Origin of the sequence: Nakamurella flavida, assembly GCF_030811475.1 — a bacterium.
In the GTDB taxonomy this organism is placed as follows: Bacteria; Actinomycetota; Actinomycetes; order Mycobacteriales; family Nakamurellaceae; genus Nakamurella; species Nakamurella flavida.
Genome location: NZ_JAUSQV010000001.1, coordinates 3014502 through 3030844 on the forward strand (window position 1 = coordinate 3014502; position 16343 = coordinate 3030844).

A 16343-nucleotide genomic window follows, 5' to 3' on the forward strand; every position below is an offset into this window, starting at 1 on the left:
CGTCATGGCTGGGCGGTCGGCGGACCCAGGCTGTCGACCAGGTCCTGCGCCACCCGCACCAGCGGGATGCCCTCGAGCGCCGCCAGTCGGCGCAGATGGGCCCGGGCCTCCCGGGCGGTGCAGCCGCGTCGGCCCATGACCAACCCGACGGCCTGGCCGACGACGGAGCGCCCGACCAGGGCGGTCTGCAGGTCGACGACACTCGCCACCCGGTCCGGTTCGGTCGGGGTCGCGGTGATCGCGTCCCGGACCGCCGCCAGCAGAGCGGGGAGATCACCGCGCCCCCGGCCGTCCTCGAAGGCGCGCGGCAGGTCGGAGTAGAGGGCCAGGGCGGCACGGGTGCCGCGACCGTCGGGCGGGAGCTCGACCGGAACCGCGAGCAGGGAACGAACCCCGGCGTCGCGCATCTCCCCGGGGAGCTGACCCCAGCGGGGCTCGGTGGCGGTATCGGCGACGACGACCGTCTCGCCGCGGTTCCGCACGTCGCAGGTCGGGCCCTGGGCGAACTCCGCCTCCAGGTGGTTCAGCCAACGACCGAGGGGGTTGGCCCCCTCGGAGAGCGTGATCCGCCCGTCCCGGCTCGCGGTGATGCCGACGGTGCAGGCGGCCGGCACCCATCGGACGGCCAGGTCGGCGACCTCAGGTGCCAGGGTCATCGACACCCCTTCGTCGTCGTTCGGGACTCCCGGAGAACGCCGTAAGGCTGCCACCGCTCCGCTCGCGGAACCAGGGGTGCGCCCCAGGAAATCTCGGGAATATCCATGCAGGACGACCGTTGAATCCGGACAGCAGCAAAGTTGAGCCGGGTCGACGCAAGTCACATTGCGGACGATCGCGGGATCTGGTTCACTGGAAGTTGAGCCGGTCGGACTCAGGTCCGGGCCGGTCTGCCGGACTCGGTCGCGCCGGGCTCGGTCAGGTCAGTTCCCTCAGTTCACCAGTCACAGGTCTTGATCGCAGCAGTCGGCGCGGATCCGCCCCGGACCGTGCCCACCACCCCCGCCGCACGGCGGGTCGTCACAGGAGGAACGCATGTCGCGTGCCGTCGGTATCGATCTCGGTACCACCAACTCGGTCGTCTCGGTCCTGGAGGGCGGCGAGCCCACCGTCATCGCCAACGCCGAGGGCGCCCGCACCACCCCGTCGATCGTCGCCTTCGCCAAGAACGGTGAGGTGCTCGTCGGCGAGGTCGCCAAGCGCCAGGCGGTCACCAACGTCGACCGCACCATCCGCTCGGTGAAGCGCCACGTCGGCACCACCTGGACCACCGACGCCATCGACGGCAAGAAGTACACCTCGCAGGAGATCTCCGCCCGGGTGCTCGGCAAGCTCAAGCGCGACGCCGAGTCCTACCTGGGTGAGCCCGTCGTGGACGCCGTCATCACCGTCCCCGCGTACTTCAACGACGCCCAGCGCCAGTCGACGAAGGAGGCCGGCGAGATCGCGGGCCTCAACGTCCTGCGCATCGTCAACGAGCCCACCGCCGCGGCCCTGGCCTACGGCCTGGACAAGGGCGACCAGGAGCAGACCATCCTCGTCTTCGACCTCGGCGGCGGCACCTTCGACGTGTCCCTGCTGGAGATCGGCGACGGCGTGGTCGAGGTCAAGGCCACCGCCGGCGACAACAAGCTCGGCGGCGACGACTGGGACGAGCGGGTCGTCAAGTGGCTCGTCGACAAGTTCAAGATGGCCAACGGCATCGACCTGACCAAGGACAAGATGGCCATGCAGCGCATCCGCGAGGCTGCCGAGAAGGCCAAGATCGAGCTGTCCTCCAGCCAGAACACGTCGATCAACCTGCCCTACATCACCGTCGACGGTGACAAGAACCCGCTCTTCCTGGACGAGTCGCTGTCCCGCGCCGAGTTCCAGAAGATCACCTCCGATCTGCTGGACCGCACCCGCAACCCGTTCCACCAGGTCATCAAGGACGCCGGCGTCAAGGTCGGCGACATCGACCACGTGGTGCTGGTCGGCGGTTCCACCCGCATGCCCGCGGTGACCGAGCTGGTCAAGGAGCTCACCGGCGGCAAGGAGCCCAACAAGGGCGTCAACCCGGACGAGGTCGTCGCCGTCGGCGCCGCCCTGCAGGCCGGTGTGCTGCGCGGCGAGGTCAAGGACGTGCTGCTGCTCGACGTCACCCCGCTGTCCCTGGGCATCGAGACCAAGGGCGGCATCATGACCAAGCTCATCGAGCGCAACACCACCATCCCGACCAAGCGCTCGGAGATCTTCACCACCGCCGAGGACAACCAGCCCTCCGTGCAGATCCAGGTGTTCCAGGGCGAGCGCGACATCGCCGCCTACAACAAGAAGCTCGGCATGTTCGAGCTGACCGGCCTCCCGCCGGCACCCCGCAACGTGCCGCAGATCGAGGTCACCTTCGACATCGACGCGAACGGCATCGTGCACGTCGGCGCCAAGGATCTGGGCACCGGCAAGGAGCAGTCGATGACGATCACCGGTGGCTCCGCGCTGCCCAAGGACGACATCGATCGCATGATGCGCGAGGCCGAGGCGCACGCCGAGGACGACAAGGCGCGTCTGGAGGAGGCCGAGGTCCGCAACCAGGCCGAGGCGCTGGTCTACCAGACCGAGAAGTTCCTCAAGGACAACGACGAGAAGCTGCCGGAGGACCCGAAGGAGCGCACCAAGACCGCGCTCACCAAGGTCCAGGACGCCCTCAAGGGCTCCGACGTGGCGGCCATCAAGTCCTCCGTGGAGGAGCTGGCCAACGAGTCGCAGCAGCTCGGTTCCGCGCTGTACGCGCAGACCCAGGCCGACGCGAACGCGGCCGGCGCCGACGGTGCCGAGGGTTCGAGCTCGTTCACCGGCCAGGCCGACGAGGAGATCGTGGACGCCGAGATCGTCGACGAGGGCAAGAAGTGACGGCCCGTTCCGAGAACGACCCCACCGCAGCCGATCCCACCGGCCCGTCGGCCCAGGCCGGCGGGTCCGGGTCCGGCCCGTTCCCCGGGCAGGACGTCCCGGGTGACCCGGCCGGTGCCGAGCAGGATCTGACGGTGTTCCCGTCCGAGGCCTTCGAGCTCGACCTGGCCCGCCAGGAGGCAGCCGAACGAACGGCGGATCTGCAGCGGGTGTCGGCGGAGTACGCCAACTACCGCCGCCGGGTCGACCGCGACCGGGAGCAGACGGTGACGCAGGCCAAGGCCTCCGTCATCACCGATCTGATGCCGATCCTGGACGACATCGAGCGGGCCGGCGCCCACGGCGATCTGACCGGATCGTTCAAGGCGGTGGCCGACAAGCTGACGGCCGGGCTGACCAAGCTCGGCCTGCAGCAGGTCGGGGCCGAGGGCGATGCCTTCGACCCGGCGCAGCACGAGGCCGTGCAGTTCGAGACCTCCGCCGAGGTCTCCGAGCCGACCGTCACCTCGGTGTTCCGTCGCGGCTACCGGTTGGGGGACCGCCTGGTCCGCCCCGCCGTCGTCGTCGTCACCGGTCCGGCCGGCGACGTCGCCGCCGATCCGGCGCCGTCCGCCTGATCGACCGCACCAGCACCGCCCGGCCCCCGTCCCCGACCCTCGTGTCGGGACGGGGGCCGACCCGGTCGCCCCGACCGGAGCCCGGCGGCCCCGCCGGCACAGCACAGCACCACCCCGCACGACCGGACACGACCGGGCGCGGGCCACGGCACGGGAAGGAGCCGCGTGAGCGCGAAGGACTACTACGAGAAGGACTTCTACACCGAACTCGGGGTGTCCAAGACCGCCACCGCTCCGGAGATCAAGAAGGCGTACCGCAAGCTCGCCCGTGATCTGCACCCGGACAAGAACCCCGGGAACAAGCAGGCCGAGGAGAAGTTCAAGGCCGCGTCCGAGGCGTACGACGTGCTCTCCGACGACACCAAGCGCAAGGAGTACGACGAGGCCCGGGACCTGATGGCCTCGGGTGCGTTCCGGGGTTTCGGCGGCGCGGGTGGTCCCGGTCCCGGCGCCGGCCCGATGGGCGGCGCCGGCGGCTTCGACATCAACGACCTGCTGCGCAACGCCGGCGCCGGCGGTGGCGCGGGTGGTGGTGGTGCGGGCGGGTTCTCGGACATCTTCTCCGGGCTGTTCAATCGCGGGGCCGGCGGCGCGGCCGGCGGCGCGGCCGGTGGCCAGCGGGCCCAGCGGGGCCGCCCGGGCGCCGACCTCGAGACCGAGGTGCGCATCTCCTTCGACCAGTCGGTGACCGGGGTGACCGTGCCGCTGCGGTTGACCGAACGCGGCACCTGCGACACCTGCCACGGCATCGGCGCCCGGCCCGGCACCACCCCGCGGGAGTGCCCGGTGTGCCACGGGTCCGGGATGACCAACCGCAACCAGGGGTCGTTCGCCTTCTCCGAGCCGTGCAACAACTGCCACGGCACCGGGTCGATCATCGACGACCCGTGCCCCACCTGCCACGGCGAGCGCACCGTGACGAAGACCCGCACGCTGACCACCCGCATCCCCGCCGGCGTGGCCGACGGGCAGCGCATCAAGCTGGCCGGCAAGGGTGAACCCGGACTGGCCGGCGGCCCGCCCGGTGACCTCTTCGTCGTCGTGCACGTCTCGGCCCACGAGCTGTTCGGCCGCTCCGAGGACAACCTGACGCTGACCGTGCCGGTCACCTTCCCCGAGCTGGCCCTGGGGACGACCCTGCGGGTGCCCACGCTGGACGGTGCGGTCAGCCTGCGGGTCGTGCCGGGGACGGCGTCGGGCCGCAAGTTCCGCGTCAAGGGCGCCGGGGTCAAGCGCAAGGACCGCACCGGCGATCTCATCGTCACGGTCGAGGTGGCTGTCCCGCAACGGCTCTCGTCGGCCGCGCAGGAGGCGCTGACCACCTTCGCCGAGGAGCAGACCGACGACCCGCGGGAGGCGATCACCCGGGCGCTGGCTTCCCGGGATGCCGGTGGCGGGTCGTGATGACCGGCCCGCTGAACTCCGGCGACCCCGGTGACCGGCCGCGGCCGGACCACCCGCACGGGTTCGAGGTGGACGCACCGCTGTTCGTGATCTCGGTGGCGGCCCAGCTGGCCGGCATGCACGCGCAGACCCTGCGGTCCTACGACCGGGAGGGCCTGGTCTCGCCCGGGCGCACCTCCGGTGGCGGGCGGCGGTACTCGCGGCGCGACATCGAGCTGCTCCGCGAGGTGCAGAAGCTCAGCCAGGACGACGGCGTCAACCGGGCCGGCATCCGCCGGATCATCGAGCTCGAGGCCCAGGTCGACGCGCTGCGCGAGCGCCTCGGCGAGTTGACCGCCGAGATGAACCAGCTGCGCGACGATCTCGTCGAGTCGCGGATGGACGCGGCCAACGCCGCCGCCAACGCCATCGCCGGTCTCCGGCGCGACGTCGTCCCGTGGAGTTCCGTGGGGACGGCCCTGGTCAGTTGGCAGCGCCCACCGCGGCGCTGAGCCCCGCCGGCCGGGTCCGGCCGCGGGTGCATGATGCGGGACGACGGGCGAACGAGGGGACGGACGTGGACCTCGCAGACGGCGCCGGCCTGAGGGTCGGCATTCTCGGCCCGCTCGAGGTCGTCCTCGACGGCCGCCCGGTACCCGTCACCGGGGGCCGGGTCCGCGCCCTGCTCGCCCGCCTCGCGGTCGCCGCCCCGGACGCCGTCACCGCGGCCGCACTCGTCGAGGCGGTGTGGCCGGCCGGGCCCGGCGTGGATCCCACGAACGCCCTGCAGTCCCTGGTCTCCCGGGTCCGCCGTGCCCTCGGTGATCCCGCCCTGCTGCCCGCCGCACCCGGGGGTTACCGCCTCGCCGTGGGTGCCGCCGACGTCGATGCCGGGCGTTTCGACGACCTGGTCACCGCGGGCCGCCGTGCCTTGGCCGGCGGTCGGGCCCAGGACGCGGCCGACACGCTGACCGAGGCACTCGCCCTCTGGCGCGGCACGCCACTGCCCGATGCCGGGGATGCGCTCTGGGCGCTCGCCCCCGTCCGGCGTCTGGCCGAGCTCCACGACGAGGCCGCCGCGGACCGGGGCGAGGCGCTGCTGCAGATCGGTCGGAGCGCCGACGCCCTGGTGGAGCTGGCCGTCCTGGTCGAGCAGGACCCCACCCGGGAACGGCCGGTGGCCCTGCTCATGCGCGCACTGGCGGGGGCGGGGCGCACCGCCGAGGCGCTCGCCCTCTACGAACGACTCCGGACCGCACTGGCCGATCAGCTGGGGGTGGACCCCGGGGCGGCGACCCGGGCCGTGCACCTGGCCGTCCTACGCGGTGAGATCCCGCTCGCCACAGCCACAGCCACAACCACAACCACAACCACAACCACAGCCGCAGCCGCAGCCGCAGCAGCTCCGGTCGCCGACCCGACGCCGCCCCCCGCTCCGGCCACCGGGCGGCACAATCTGCGCGCCGGCCTGACCAGCTTCCTGGGCCGACAGGACGAGGTCGACCGGGTCGCCGGGCTGTTGACCACCAGCCGCCTGGTCAGCGTCATCGGACCGGGTGGCGCCGGCAAGACCCGGCTGGCCACCGAGGTGGCCCGCCACGTCCTGCCCGCCGCCCCGGACGGCGTGTGGATGGTGGAGCTCGCGCCGGTCACCGACGGCACCGCCCTGGGTCAGGCGTTCCTGGACGCCCTCGGCGCGCTGGACGCCCGGGCCGTCGATCGCCGGCCGGACCGCGCCGTCCGGGACTCCGGCGACCAGCTGGTCGATCTGCTCGCCGAGTCGCACTGCCTGCTGGTGGTGGACAACTGCGAGCACCTGGTCGGTCCGGTCGCTGCGCTCGTCGACCGGCTGCTCGCGCAGTGCCCGGACGTCCGGGTGCTGGCCACCAGTCGGGAGCCCCTCGGCATCCTCGGCGAGACCCTCTGCGTGGTCCCGCCGCTGGGCGTGCCGCCCGAGGGCGTCTCGGCCGCGGACGCCACGGGGTATCCGGCGGTGCAGCTGCTGGCCGAACGGGCGCGGGCGGTCGCGGCCGACTTCACCGTCGACGGGGGCACGGTCGGCGGGGTCGTCGAGATCGTGCGGCGGCTGGACGGGCTCCCGCTGGCCATCGAGCTGGCGGCGGCCCGGCTGCGCGTGCTCTCGGTGGACGAGATCGCCGCGCGCCTGTCGGACCGGTTCCGGCTGCTCACCGGCGGGAGCCGGACCGCGATGCCGCGCCACCGCACGCTGCGGGCCGTGGTCGCCTGGAGCTGGGACCTGCTCGACCCCGACGAGGCCCTGCTGGCCGAACGTCTCGCGGTGTTCCCGGCCGGGGCCACCGTGGACGCCGCGGTCGCCGTCTGCGCGGGAGGCCGCCTGTCGGCCGCGGACATCGGTGACCTGCTGGTGTCCCTGGCCGACAAGTCCCTGCTGGAGACGACGAACGGCGGCGGGGCGGGGCAGGTCCGCCACCGGATGCTGGAGACCATCCGCGAGTACGGCATGGAGCGGCTGGGGGAGCGGGGCGAGGCGGACGCGGCCCGCGCCGCCCATGCCCGGTACTACGCCCAGCTGGCCCGGACGCTGGACCCCGTGCTGCGGACCCGGGAGCAACTGGGGGCATTGCGCACCCTGGCCGAGGAGCGGGGCAACATCCTGGCCGCGCTGCGCTCGCTGATCGAGTCACCCGACCTCGACACCCGCCTCGCCAGCCAGGATCTCGTGCTCGCCCTGGCCTGGTACTGGACGATGGTCGGCGCGAACACCGATCTGGGGGCCTGGGCCGGGTTGGTGCTCGACGCCACCGCCGACGCCCCCGACCACCCGAACCGGGTGTGGGTGCGGGCCGCCCGGGCCACCGCCGTGCTCGCGTACGAGGAGTCCGCGTCCGATCTCAGCTGGGTCGAGATGCGGGTGCACCTGGCGGCTCTGGGTCGCGAGCTCGCCGCGGCGCCGGATCCGCCGACCCCGGGCCTGACCGTGTTGCGGCCCATGCTCGCCTACTTCGGCGGTGACCGGGACGCCGGCGATGCGCAGATGTCCACCATCCTGGCCGGTTCGGACGGCTGGCTCCGGGCGGCCACCCGGATCGGGCGGGCCGGTCACGCCGAGAACGAGGGCGACGTCTCGCTCATCCGCGCCGACGCGGACGCCGCCCTGGCGGACTTCGAACGGATCGGCGACCGGTGGGGGATCTCGTCGGCCCTCATCGCCCGGGCCTCGGTCCGTTCGTTGGACGGCGACCTCGCGGGGGCCATCGCCGATTTCGAGCAGGTGTCGCGGTACTCGGCCGAGCTGGGCTCGTTCGAGGACGACACCCTGGCCCGGACCCGGTTGGCCACCCTGCGTCTGACGGGCGGGGACCTGCCGGGGGCCCGGGAGGACATCGAGGCGGTGCGGGCCGAGATCGGCCGGCTCTCCCAGGGCGTGGAGCGATCGCTCTTCGCCGACGCCGTGCTCGCCGCGATCCTCCTGGAGGAGGGCGACCTGCCCGGCGCCGGTGCGATGGCCGACGACCTGCGCCGGCGGGTCGCGCAGCACTCCGGGACCCTGATGCACGGCCATGCCGTGGCGGTCGTCGGGGCGGCCGTGGCGCGGATCGCCGTCGCACTCGGCGACCTGGACGTGGCCCGGGCCGACCTCACCCGCGCGTACGACGCCGCCCTGACCACCTCCGACCTGCCCATCCTCGCCCACGTGGGTGTCGGTGTCGCCGGTCTGGCCGAGGTCCTCGGGATGCCGGAGACCGCCGCGGGGATGGTGGGGGTCGCCCACCTCCTGCAGGGCGGGGAGGACCGCAGCGACCTGGCCCTGGTGCGGCTGGTCGACTCGCTGCGCGCCCGTCTGGGTCCCCTCCACGACGAGATCGTGGTGCGGGCAATGGGTCTGGACCGGGCGACGGCCATGGCCCGGCTGGACCCGCGCTCGCTGACATGACGGCGCCCCGGCCCACCGAGGGGTGGACCGGGGCGCGGTGGTCGCGTCCTCAGGTACGGCGGCGGTAGCCGCGCAGGGCCAGCGGAACGAAGACGAGCAGCAGCCCGCCCATCCAGACCAGGGTCCAGAGGAGGCTGCTCGCGACGGGGCCGCCGATCATCAGGCCCCGGACGGTGGTGACGAGCTGGGAGAGCGGGTTGACGTTCACGAACGCCTGGAGCCAGCCCGGCATCGTCGACGGATCCACGAAGGTGTTGCTGCCGAAGGACAACGGCAGCACGACCAGGAACATGATGCCCTGCACCGATCCCGAGGTGCGGGCCTTCATCCCGACGAACACCGAGATCCAGCAGAAGCAGAGCGCGAACGCGATCGAGAGGCCGACGGCGGCGACCACCGCCACCGGGTTCGTCTCGAACCGGAAGCCCATGACGACGCCGAACGCCAGCGTCACCACGCACAGGATGAGATAGCGGACGAAGTCGGCCATGACCGCGCCGACCAGGGGGACGGACCGTCCGATGGGCAGCGACCGGAACCGGTCGAAGACGCCCTTCTCGATGTCGGCGTTCAGGTTCTGGCCGAGCGCGACACCGGCGGTGGCGATGGTCTGGCCGAGCAGCCCGGGCAGCAGGAACTGCAGGTAGTCGGCCTGGGAACCGCCGATGGCGCCGCCGAACACGTAGGTGAACAGCAGCAGGAAGATGATCGGCTGGACGGTGACGTCGATCAGCGCCTCCGGGGTGTGCCGGAGCTTGATCAGGCTGCGGCGGGCCAGGATCAGCACGTGCCGGAGGTAACCGCCGCTCGTGGGGGCGGTGGCCGGAGCGGGCGCGGAGTGGGCGGGGGGCAGTTGGGTGGCGACGCTCATGCGGCCACCTCCTTGTCGGTCGTGTCGGTCTTGTCGGTGGTGTGGGTCGCGGTGCCGGCGCGGTGGTCGCCGGTGAGGGTCAGGAAGACCTCGTCCAGCGAGGGCAGGTGCAGCGACAGTTCGGTGACGGCGATGCGCTCGTCGGCCAGCCGTCCGACGACGGCGGTCAGCGCGGAGTCGTCGTCGACCGCCACGGTCATCTCGTCCCGGCCGGTGGGCTCCGGCTGATGACCGGAGACGTCGCCGAGCACCCGGTGCACGTCGGCCAGCCGGGTTCGGTCGGTGGGCCGGACCCGGATGCGCTGGCCGCCCAGGGTCCGCTTGAGGCCGTCCGGGGTGTCGTGGGCGATGACCCGCCCGCGGTCGATGACGCTGATCTCGTCGGCGAGCGCGTCCGCCTCCTCCAGGTACTGGGTGGTCAGCAGGACGGTGGATCCGTCGGTGACCAGGCTGCGCACCACGTCCCACATGTCCTCCCGCTTGGCCGGGTCCAGCCCGGTGGTGGGCTCGTCCAGGAAGATCACCCGCGGGCGACCGACCAGACTCGCGGCCAGGTCGAGTCGGCGACGCATGCCGCCGGAGAACGTCTTGGCCCGGCGGCCCGCCGCCTCGGAGAGGTCGAACCATTCGAGCAGTTCCGCGGCGCGGGCCTTCGCGTCGCGGCTGCTCAGATTGAGCAGACTGCCGATCATCACCAGGTTCTGCGTGCCGGTGAGGTCCTCGTCGACCGACGCGTACTGCCCGGTCAGGCCGATGGTGCGGCGGACGGCCGCGGCGTCGCGGACGACGTCGAACCCGTCGATGGTGGCGGTGCCCGCGTCGGGCTGCAGCAGGGTGGCCAGCACCCGCACCGCGGTGGTCTTGCCGGCGCCGTTGGGACCGAGCACGCCGAGGACGGTGCCCTCCCGGGCGACCAGGTCGACCCCGTCCAGGGCCTGGGTGGTGCCGAACCGCTTCTTCAGGCCGTGGGCCTCGATGATCGCTGTCATGTGCTGCTCCTTCGCTCGGGATCGAGCGTGCGCCGCGCCGCTGACATCCGGCGCACACGGCGCTGACACGCACCTGACCCGGGCAGGGGTCGGGGTCGGGGTCTGACAGATGTCATGTCGGGCCGACGACATCCGGCACTGCCGCGCTCCGGGCCGTCCCGGCCAGGCTGGGTCCATGCCAGCCGAGGACGCCACCGACCGCTCCGCACCCGTCATCGACATCGCCGGGTTGACCGTCCGCTACCGCGACACCCTCGCCGTCGACGGCCTGGACCTGACCATCCACCGCGGGGAGACCGTCGCCCTGCTCGGTCCGAACGGCGCGGGCAAGTCGTCCGTCGTCAACGCCGCGCTCGGCCTGTTCCGGCCGAGCGCCGGTCGGGTGTCGCTGCTGGGCCGGGAACCCGCCGCCGCGGTCGCCGCGGGTGGGGTGGGGGCGATGCTCCAGCACGGCGGGCTGCCCAGCGAGTCCCGCGTCGGAGAGGTGCTGCGCCTCATCGGGTCCCGATACGCGACGCCGTGGCCGCTCGCCGAGCTGGCCGCCGCCACCGGCATCGGCGACCTGCTGGGACGACGGACCGACGCGCTGTCCGGGGGACAGCGTCAGCGGGTGCTGCTGGCCATGGCCCTGGTGGGCACGCCGCCGCTGCTCATCCTGGACGAACCGACCTCGGCGATGGACGTCGAGGCCCGACAGGCGTTCTGGCGCACCATGTCCGGGCTCGCCGAGCGGGGGCACACCGTCGTCTTCGCCACCCACCACCTGGACGAGGCCGACGCCGTCGCCGACCGGGTCGTCGTGGTCGACCACGGCCGGGTGGTGGCCGACGGGTCCGCCGCACGGATCAAGGCCCGCATCGCGGGGCGGACGGTGCGCTTCCGCTGCCCGGAGCCGCCGCCGGAAGGCTGGGTCGCGGTGCCGGGGGTCACCGGGGTGGGGCGGGACGGCGACACCGTCGAGCTGGCCACCACCGACGTCGAGAGCACACTGCGCGCGTTGCTGGCCCGCCACGAGCGCCTACCCGATCTGCAGGTGCACGGCGCCAGCCTGGAGCAGGCCTTCCTCACCCTCACCAGCACGGGAGCCCAGCGATGACCGATCTCTTCCTCTTCCAGCTCCGCCGCATCGCCCGGTCCTGGCAGTACCTGGTCTTCACCGTGCTGCTGCCCGCGCTCTTCACCGTCTTCTTCACCAAGATCTTCGGCGGACAGGCCGGGGGCCCCGCGGAGTACCAGGCCTACGCCGCGGACTACATGGTCTCGATGATGGCGTACGGCGCCCTCGGCGCAGCTCTGGGCGCCACCATCCGGTTGGCCTTCGACCGGGCGTCCGGCTGGCTCCGGCAGCTCCGGGTCACCCCGATGACGACCGGCGCCGTCCTCGGCGCGGACATCGCGGTCGGCGCGGTGCTGGTGCTGCCCAGCCTGCTCGTGGTCGCGCTGGTCGGCCGGTTCGTCAACGGGGTGCAGCTCGGGGCGCTGACCTGGCTGACGCTGATCGCCGTGCTGTGGGCGGGGTCGGCCGCCTTCGTCGCGCTCGGTCTGCTCCTCGGCCTGGCCCTGGACGAACGGGCCGCGGGCGGGGCCATCGGCATCCTGTCGATCATCCTCGCGGCCCTGGGCGGTCTGTGGATCCCGGTGAGCCTCTTCCCGTCCGGGCTGGCCGCGGTGTCCCGGGTGATGCCCTCGTCCTGGTACGGGCAGCTCGGTCGGGACGTCCTCGCCGGGAAGCCCCCGGTGGTCTCCGGGCTGGTCGTGCTCGGCTTCACCGTGCTCTTCACGGCCGGCGCGCTGGCCGTCGCCCGGCGTCGTCCGCTGCATGCCGTCGCCGGCTGAACCGGGCAGACTCCGACCGTGACACCGACAGGCCGGACACAGGCGGGCGGGGTGCCGGCGGGTGGGGCTGCGACCGCCGTGACGAGGGAGGGGTGGACCGGCATGACTCCGTCCGGCACGACTCCGTCCGGCACCGGATCGTTCCTGGGGGCGCCGAAGCCGGCCCGTGCCGGCTCCCCGTACCGGCCGGCCCGCCGGCTGCGGATCGGCTGGTCGCTGCCGTGGTTGACGTTCCTGGTCTTCCCGGTGCTCGACCTGATCTCGGTGGATCGGCCGGTGTGGGTCCGGGTGCTGGTCGGTGCCGTTCTCGTCGTCTTCGCGATCGCGTACCTGGGGGTGCTCGACCGCTTCACCGCCGTCGGGGCGCTGCGCCCGCCGTTCGTCGTGGTCGCGGTGCTCGCCGTCGTGCTGCCGGTGCTGTTCGGTCCGAACTGGGCCGGTCTGCTGATCTACGTGTGCGCGGGGGCGGCCTCCAGCCTGCCGGCGCGGTGGGTCTGGCCGGTGACCGGCGTCGCGACGCTGCTCTGCCTGGGCGTGGTGGTCCTCGACCGCGCCTGGCTGCTGACGTTCCTGCCGGCACTGTGTCTGCTGACCGCATTCGCCCTGCGCGGCACCCGCGCGCTCATCGTCGCCAACGCCGAGCTGTCCGCCGCCCGGGCCGAGCTGGCCCGGCTCGCCGTCGACGAGGAACGGCAACGATTCGCCCGCGATCTGCACGACCTGCTCGGCCACTCCCTCTCGCTGATCGCGCTGAAGAGTGAGTTGGCCCGCCGGTTGGCCACCGCCGACCCCGAACGGGCCGGGCGGGAGATGGCCGACGTGGAAGCCACCGCACGCCGCGCGCTGGCCGAGGTGCGGGAGGCGGTGAGCGGCTACCGGCAGGTCACCCTGGCGCAGGCGGTATCCGAGGCGCGGGCTGCGCTGGGCGGGTCCGGAATCACCGTGCACACCGACGCGAAGCTCCCCGTGTTGGCCGAGCCGGTGGACACCGCCCTGGGCTGGGTGGTGCGGGAGGCCACCACGAACGTGCTGCGGCACAGCGACGCCCGCACGGTCCGCATCGCGGTGCGCGGTGCGGTCGGCGCTGCGGGGTCGCGTTCTCCGGGGTCGACTTCTCCGGGGGCGAGTGCGGCGCTGACCGTGGATGACGACGGGCGGGGCCCGGGGGCCGGGGCCGCGGCGGGATCCGGACTGACCGGCCTGACCGAGCGGGTGGCCGCCCTGGGCGGGACGCTGACCGCCGGGGCCGGCCCGCGCGGGGGGTATCGGCTGCGGGTCGAGGTGCCCCTGCCGGTCGGTGCTGGGGGTGCTGGGGGTGCTGGGGGTGCTGGGGGTGCTGGGGGTGCTGGGGGAACTGTCGGAGGCGCTGGTGCCGCCGGTGCTACCGCGGACGGGGTGAGGGCATGATCCGGGTCCTGCTCGCCGAGGACCAGGCGATGGTGCGGGGCGCGTTGCGGGCGCTGCTCGACCTGGAGCCCGACATCGAGGTCGTCGTCGAGGTGGGCCGCGGTGACGAGGTGCCCGGGGCCGCCCTCGCGCACCGTCCCGACGTCGCGCTGCTGGACATCGAGATGCCCGGCCAGGACGGCATCGAAGCGGCTCGCGCCCTGGCCACGGCACTGCCGAGCTGCCGCTGCGTCGTGCTGACCACGTTCGGCCGTCCCGGTTTCCTGCGGCGGGCCATGGAGGCCGGGGCGGCGGGGTTCCTGGTCAAGGACGCGCCGGTGGCCGAGTTGGCCGCCGCCATCCGTGCGGTGATGGCCGGCGAGCGGGTCATCGATCGTGCCCTGGCCGCGTCCGCCCTCACCCTGGGGGCCACGCCGCTCAGCGACCGCGAGGCCGATGTGCTCCGTGCCGCGTCCGACGGTGCCACCGTCGCCGGCATCGCCGCCCGGCTCTTCCTGTCCGAGGGGACCGTCCGCAACTACCTGTCCCAGGCCATCGGCAAGACCGGCGCCCGGACCCGCGTGGAGGCGGCCCGGGTCGCGCAGGATCGCGGCTGGCTCTGAACGAAGCCGGCCGTCTGCTCCGGTCTTCTGTGCGGTCGACCTGCCCGGACGCCGGGACGTGGACCATGGTGGGAGAGCGACGACCGGTGGCGGGGGTGACGTGGACGATCAGGGCGCTGCGGAGCGGACCCTCGGCCGCTATCGGGCGTCCGGGACGATGCTGGTCATCAGCACCTTCCTCTGGGGGTTGCTGCTCGTGACCGGACTGGTCGACGTGCAGCGGGACGGCACCTTCGCATGGGGATGGGTGTTCATCGTCGTCTCGTCGATCGCCCTGGTGGGGACCGTGCTGGTGCCGGCCACGGTGATCGGGCGGCACGGGGTCCGCGTGCGGGTCGCACCGTTGCGGTGGCGGACGATCCTCTGGTCGCAGGTCGAGGCGGTCTATCCGCCGGGGAGTGGCGAGTCCAGCGTCCTGGTCAAGGTGCGGGGCCGGTCGTCGCTGGTGAGCCTGGACGGGGTCGGTCGCGACCGGTTGGTGGGCGTGGTGCTGCTGGCCCGGCGGTCCGCTCGTCAGGCGGAGCAGGTCACTCCGCGGCGATCTCCCGGACCGCGGGAACCAGGTCCGCGGCTTTGACCGCACCCAGCCAGATCCGGGCGACCCGGTGCTCCTCGTCCAGCACGATCGTCGAGGGGATCGAACCGGTGGGGAAGCCCCGCAGGGAGAGCAGCGTGGTCATCCCCGGGTCGTAGATCGACGCGTACGGAGTCTGCTTACCGGCCGTGAAGTCTGCTGCGCCGCTCCGGGTGTCCCGGACGTTGAGGCCGAGGAACCGGACGCCGTCCGCCGCCAGGTCGTCCGATGCGGCGTTCAGGTCGTCGGCCTCGGCGCGGCACGGCGAACACCACGAGCCCCAGAAGTTCAGCACGACGACCTCGCCGGCGTAGTCGTCCAGGCTCACCGTGTGGCTCTCGTCGGTCACGTCGGTCCCGCTCAGGTTGCCGACGGTGCCCCGTTCCTCCGGCGGATACGCCAGGTCCCGCGCGCCGTCCGGGGACACGAAGGTGAACGTCCCCCCGAAGACGGCCGCATCGTCGCCGGTGCTGCACGCACCGGCCAGCAGGAGCAGGCCGACACCGGCCGTCAGGCCCGCGCGGCGCACCACGGTGCGGGATCGGGTGACGCGGCCGCCCGGGGAGCGAACGGGGGCGGCGGCCGGGTTCGACGGGGTCACCGGGACCCGGAGCTCGGCGTCGCGGTGGTGGTCCACGGCTTCACCGTGCCGCATAGCGGAGGCACTCGTCCAGGTACAGCTCGGCAGGCCCGGTGAGTCGCCCGAAACCCCACTCGTGCAGGACGGCCCGCTTGAGCTGGGCCGGGCTCATCCCCGGGTCGAGGCGATCCAGGACGGCACGGACCTCTCCCCGCGGGATCTCGGAAAGGCTGCGGGGGCCGCGTTCCCGGACCTGCACACTCGGTGCGCCCGGGAGGAACAGGGTGGCCTCCGAGGTGCGGGTGTACGCGTCCTGCACCCGGTCGACAGCCCCCTGCCGGACGGCCTCGTCGACCGCGCCGTCCAGGATGCGCCGGATCTCCCGACCGACCCGGTGCCCGCCGGAGGCCTGCACGTAGAGCTGGTAGGCGCGCCCCGCGTGCAACGGCCCCTCCGCGGCGACGATGGCGGCCAGCCCCTGCACGACCGCGGGCAGCGCGACGTCGCTCACCGGCGGCACGGGCTCCGGCGTCCACGTCCGGTACGGCGCCTTGCCGATGGTGCTGGTGGCGGGGATGGCGCCGGGAGCGGGAGCGGGGGCGGTTGCGGTGCTGGCGAGGTGCGGCTTGTCCTGTTCGTTCAACAGGCCATCACCGTCCGGCCGGGTCGGCTCTTCCAG

At 73.1% G+C, this 16343-nt stretch carries 15 protein-coding genes; 10 read left to right on the forward strand and 5 right to left on the reverse strand.

The window, feature by feature from the left end; all coding sequences use genetic code 11:
• Window positions 1-2: 2 nt before the first annotated feature.
• A complete protein-coding gene (locus tag J2S58_RS13345) occupies window positions 3-656 on the reverse strand; it encodes a GAF and ANTAR domain-containing protein (protein WP_205256636.1) in 654 nt (217 codons plus the stop codon).
• A gap of 376 nt (window positions 657-1032) precedes the next feature.
• On the opposite strand from J2S58_RS13345, the gene dnaK reads away from it, so the two are divergent.
• The 5 genes from dnaK (at window position 1033) to J2S58_RS13370 (ending at window position 8805) form a co-directional block, all read left to right on the forward strand.
• On the forward strand, window positions 1033-2889 hold the full coding sequence (gene dnaK, locus J2S58_RS13350) for a molecular chaperone DnaK (protein ID WP_205256635.1): 1857 nt from the start codon (window positions 1033-1035) through the stop codon (window positions 2887-2889).
• Window positions 2886-3506, forward strand: a complete 621-nt coding sequence (grpE, locus tag J2S58_RS13355) for a nucleotide exchange factor GrpE (RefSeq protein WP_205256634.1) — start codon at window positions 2886-2888, stop codon at window positions 3504-3506. The genes dnaK and grpE overlap by 4 nt, the downstream gene beginning before the upstream one ends.
• Window positions 3507-3671: 165 nt before the next feature.
• Window positions 3672-4910 carry a DnaJ C-terminal domain-containing protein gene (locus J2S58_RS13360; protein WP_205256633.1) on the forward strand — a complete coding sequence of 413 codons (1239 nt, stop codon included), beginning with the start codon at window positions 3672-3674 and terminating at the stop codon, window positions 4908-4910.
• Window positions 4910-5401, forward strand: coding sequence for a heat shock protein transcriptional repressor HspR (locus tag J2S58_RS13365; RefSeq protein WP_205256632.1), 492 nt, complete (start codon window positions 4910-4912; stop codon window positions 5399-5401). Before J2S58_RS13360 ends, J2S58_RS13365 begins: the two co-directional genes overlap by 1 nt.
• Window positions 5402-5466: 65 nt before the next feature.
• Window positions 5467-8805 carry an AfsR/SARP family transcriptional regulator gene (locus J2S58_RS13370; RefSeq protein ID WP_205256631.1) on the forward strand — a complete coding sequence of 1113 codons (3339 nt, stop codon included), beginning with the start codon at window positions 5467-5469 and terminating at the stop codon, window positions 8803-8805.
• 49 nt (window positions 8806-8854) lie between these two features.
• On the opposite strand, the gene J2S58_RS13375 is transcribed toward J2S58_RS13370, so the two are convergent.
• Window positions 8855-9676 (reverse strand): ABC transporter permease, encoded by an 822-nt coding sequence (locus tag J2S58_RS13375; protein ID WP_205256630.1) that lies wholly within the window; start codon window positions 9674-9676, stop codon window positions 8855-8857.
• Window positions 9673-10665 carry an ATP-binding cassette domain-containing protein gene (locus tag J2S58_RS13380; protein WP_205256629.1) on the reverse strand — a complete coding sequence of 331 codons (993 nt, stop codon included), beginning with the start codon at window positions 10663-10665 and terminating at the stop codon, window positions 9673-9675. The genes J2S58_RS13375 and J2S58_RS13380 overlap by 4 nt, the downstream gene beginning before the upstream one ends.
• A 175-nt stretch (window positions 10666-10840) precedes the next feature.
• Here J2S58_RS13380 and J2S58_RS13385 point away from each other — a divergent pair, with 175 nt between their 5' ends.
• The 5 genes from J2S58_RS13385 (at window position 10841) to J2S58_RS13405 (ending at window position 15087) form a co-directional block, all read left to right on the forward strand.
• The gene (locus J2S58_RS13385) at window positions 10841-11761 is read left to right on the forward strand and encodes an ABC transporter ATP-binding protein (RefSeq protein WP_205256628.1); all 921 of its coding nucleotides are present in this window, start codon (window positions 10841-10843) and stop codon (window positions 11759-11761) included.
• Window positions 11758-12501, forward strand: a complete 744-nt coding sequence (locus J2S58_RS13390; protein ID WP_205256627.1) for an ABC transporter permease — start codon at window positions 11758-11760, stop codon at window positions 12499-12501. The genes J2S58_RS13385 and J2S58_RS13390 overlap by 4 nt, the downstream gene beginning before the upstream one ends.
• Before the next feature lie 102 nt (window positions 12502-12603).
• Window positions 12604-13908 (forward strand): sensor histidine kinase, encoded by a 1305-nt coding sequence (locus tag J2S58_RS13395; protein WP_205256626.1) that lies wholly within the window; start codon window positions 12604-12606, stop codon window positions 13906-13908.
• Window positions 13905-14510: a response regulator transcription factor gene (locus J2S58_RS13400; RefSeq protein WP_205256625.1), complete on the forward strand. Its 606-nt coding sequence runs from the start codon at window positions 13905-13907 to the stop codon at window positions 14508-14510. The genes J2S58_RS13395 and J2S58_RS13400 overlap by 4 nt, the downstream gene beginning before the upstream one ends.
• Before the next feature lie 100 nt (window positions 14511-14610).
• Window positions 14611-15087: a hypothetical protein gene (locus tag J2S58_RS13405; protein WP_205256624.1), complete on the forward strand. Its 477-nt coding sequence runs from the start codon at window positions 14611-14613 to the stop codon at window positions 15085-15087.
• Here the strand turns inward: J2S58_RS13405 and J2S58_RS13410 are convergent.
• Entirely contained in the window at window positions 15038-15721 is a 684-nt protein-coding gene (locus J2S58_RS13410) for a TlpA family protein disulfide reductase (RefSeq protein WP_306828547.1), read from the reverse strand. The genes J2S58_RS13405 and J2S58_RS13410 overlap by 50 nt on opposite strands.
• Before the next feature lie 4 nt (window positions 15722-15725).
• Window positions 15726-16307, reverse strand: coding sequence for a hypothetical protein (locus J2S58_RS13415; RefSeq protein ID WP_205256622.1), 582 nt, complete (start codon window positions 16305-16307; stop codon window positions 15726-15728).
• Window positions 16308-16343: the final 36 nt, after the last annotated feature.

Coding starts and splice junctions, on each gene's coding strand:
- J2S58_RS13390 (WP_205256627.1), top strand. CDS start 11,758: ATGACCGATCTCTTCCTCTTCCAGCTCCGCCGCATCGCCCGGTCCTGG.
- J2S58_RS13400 (WP_205256625.1), top strand. CDS start 13,905: ATGATCCGGGTCCTGCTCGCCGAGGACCAGGCGATGGTGCGGGGCGCG.
- J2S58_RS13380 (WP_205256629.1), bottom strand. CDS start 10,665: ATGACAGCGATCATCGAGGCCCACGGCCTGAAGAAGCGGTTCGGCACC.
- J2S58_RS13395 (WP_205256626.1), top strand. CDS start 12,604: ATGACTCCGTCCGGCACGACTCCGTCCGGCACCGGATCGTTCCTGGGG.
- J2S58_RS13385 (WP_205256628.1), top strand. CDS start 10,841: ATGCCAGCCGAGGACGCCACCGACCGCTCCGCACCCGTCATCGACATC.
- J2S58_RS13345 (WP_205256636.1), bottom strand. CDS start 656: ATGACCCTGGCACCTGAGGTCGCCGACCTGGCCGTCCGATGGGTGCCG.
- J2S58_RS13375 (WP_205256630.1), bottom strand. CDS start 9,676: ATGAGCGTCGCCACCCAACTGCCCCCCGCCCACTCCGCGCCCGCTCCG.
- dnaK (WP_205256635.1), top strand. CDS start 1,033: ATGTCGCGTGCCGTCGGTATCGATCTCGGTACCACCAACTCGGTCGTC.
- J2S58_RS13365 (WP_205256632.1), top strand. CDS start 4,910: ATGACCGGCCCGCTGAACTCCGGCGACCCCGGTGACCGGCCGCGGCCG.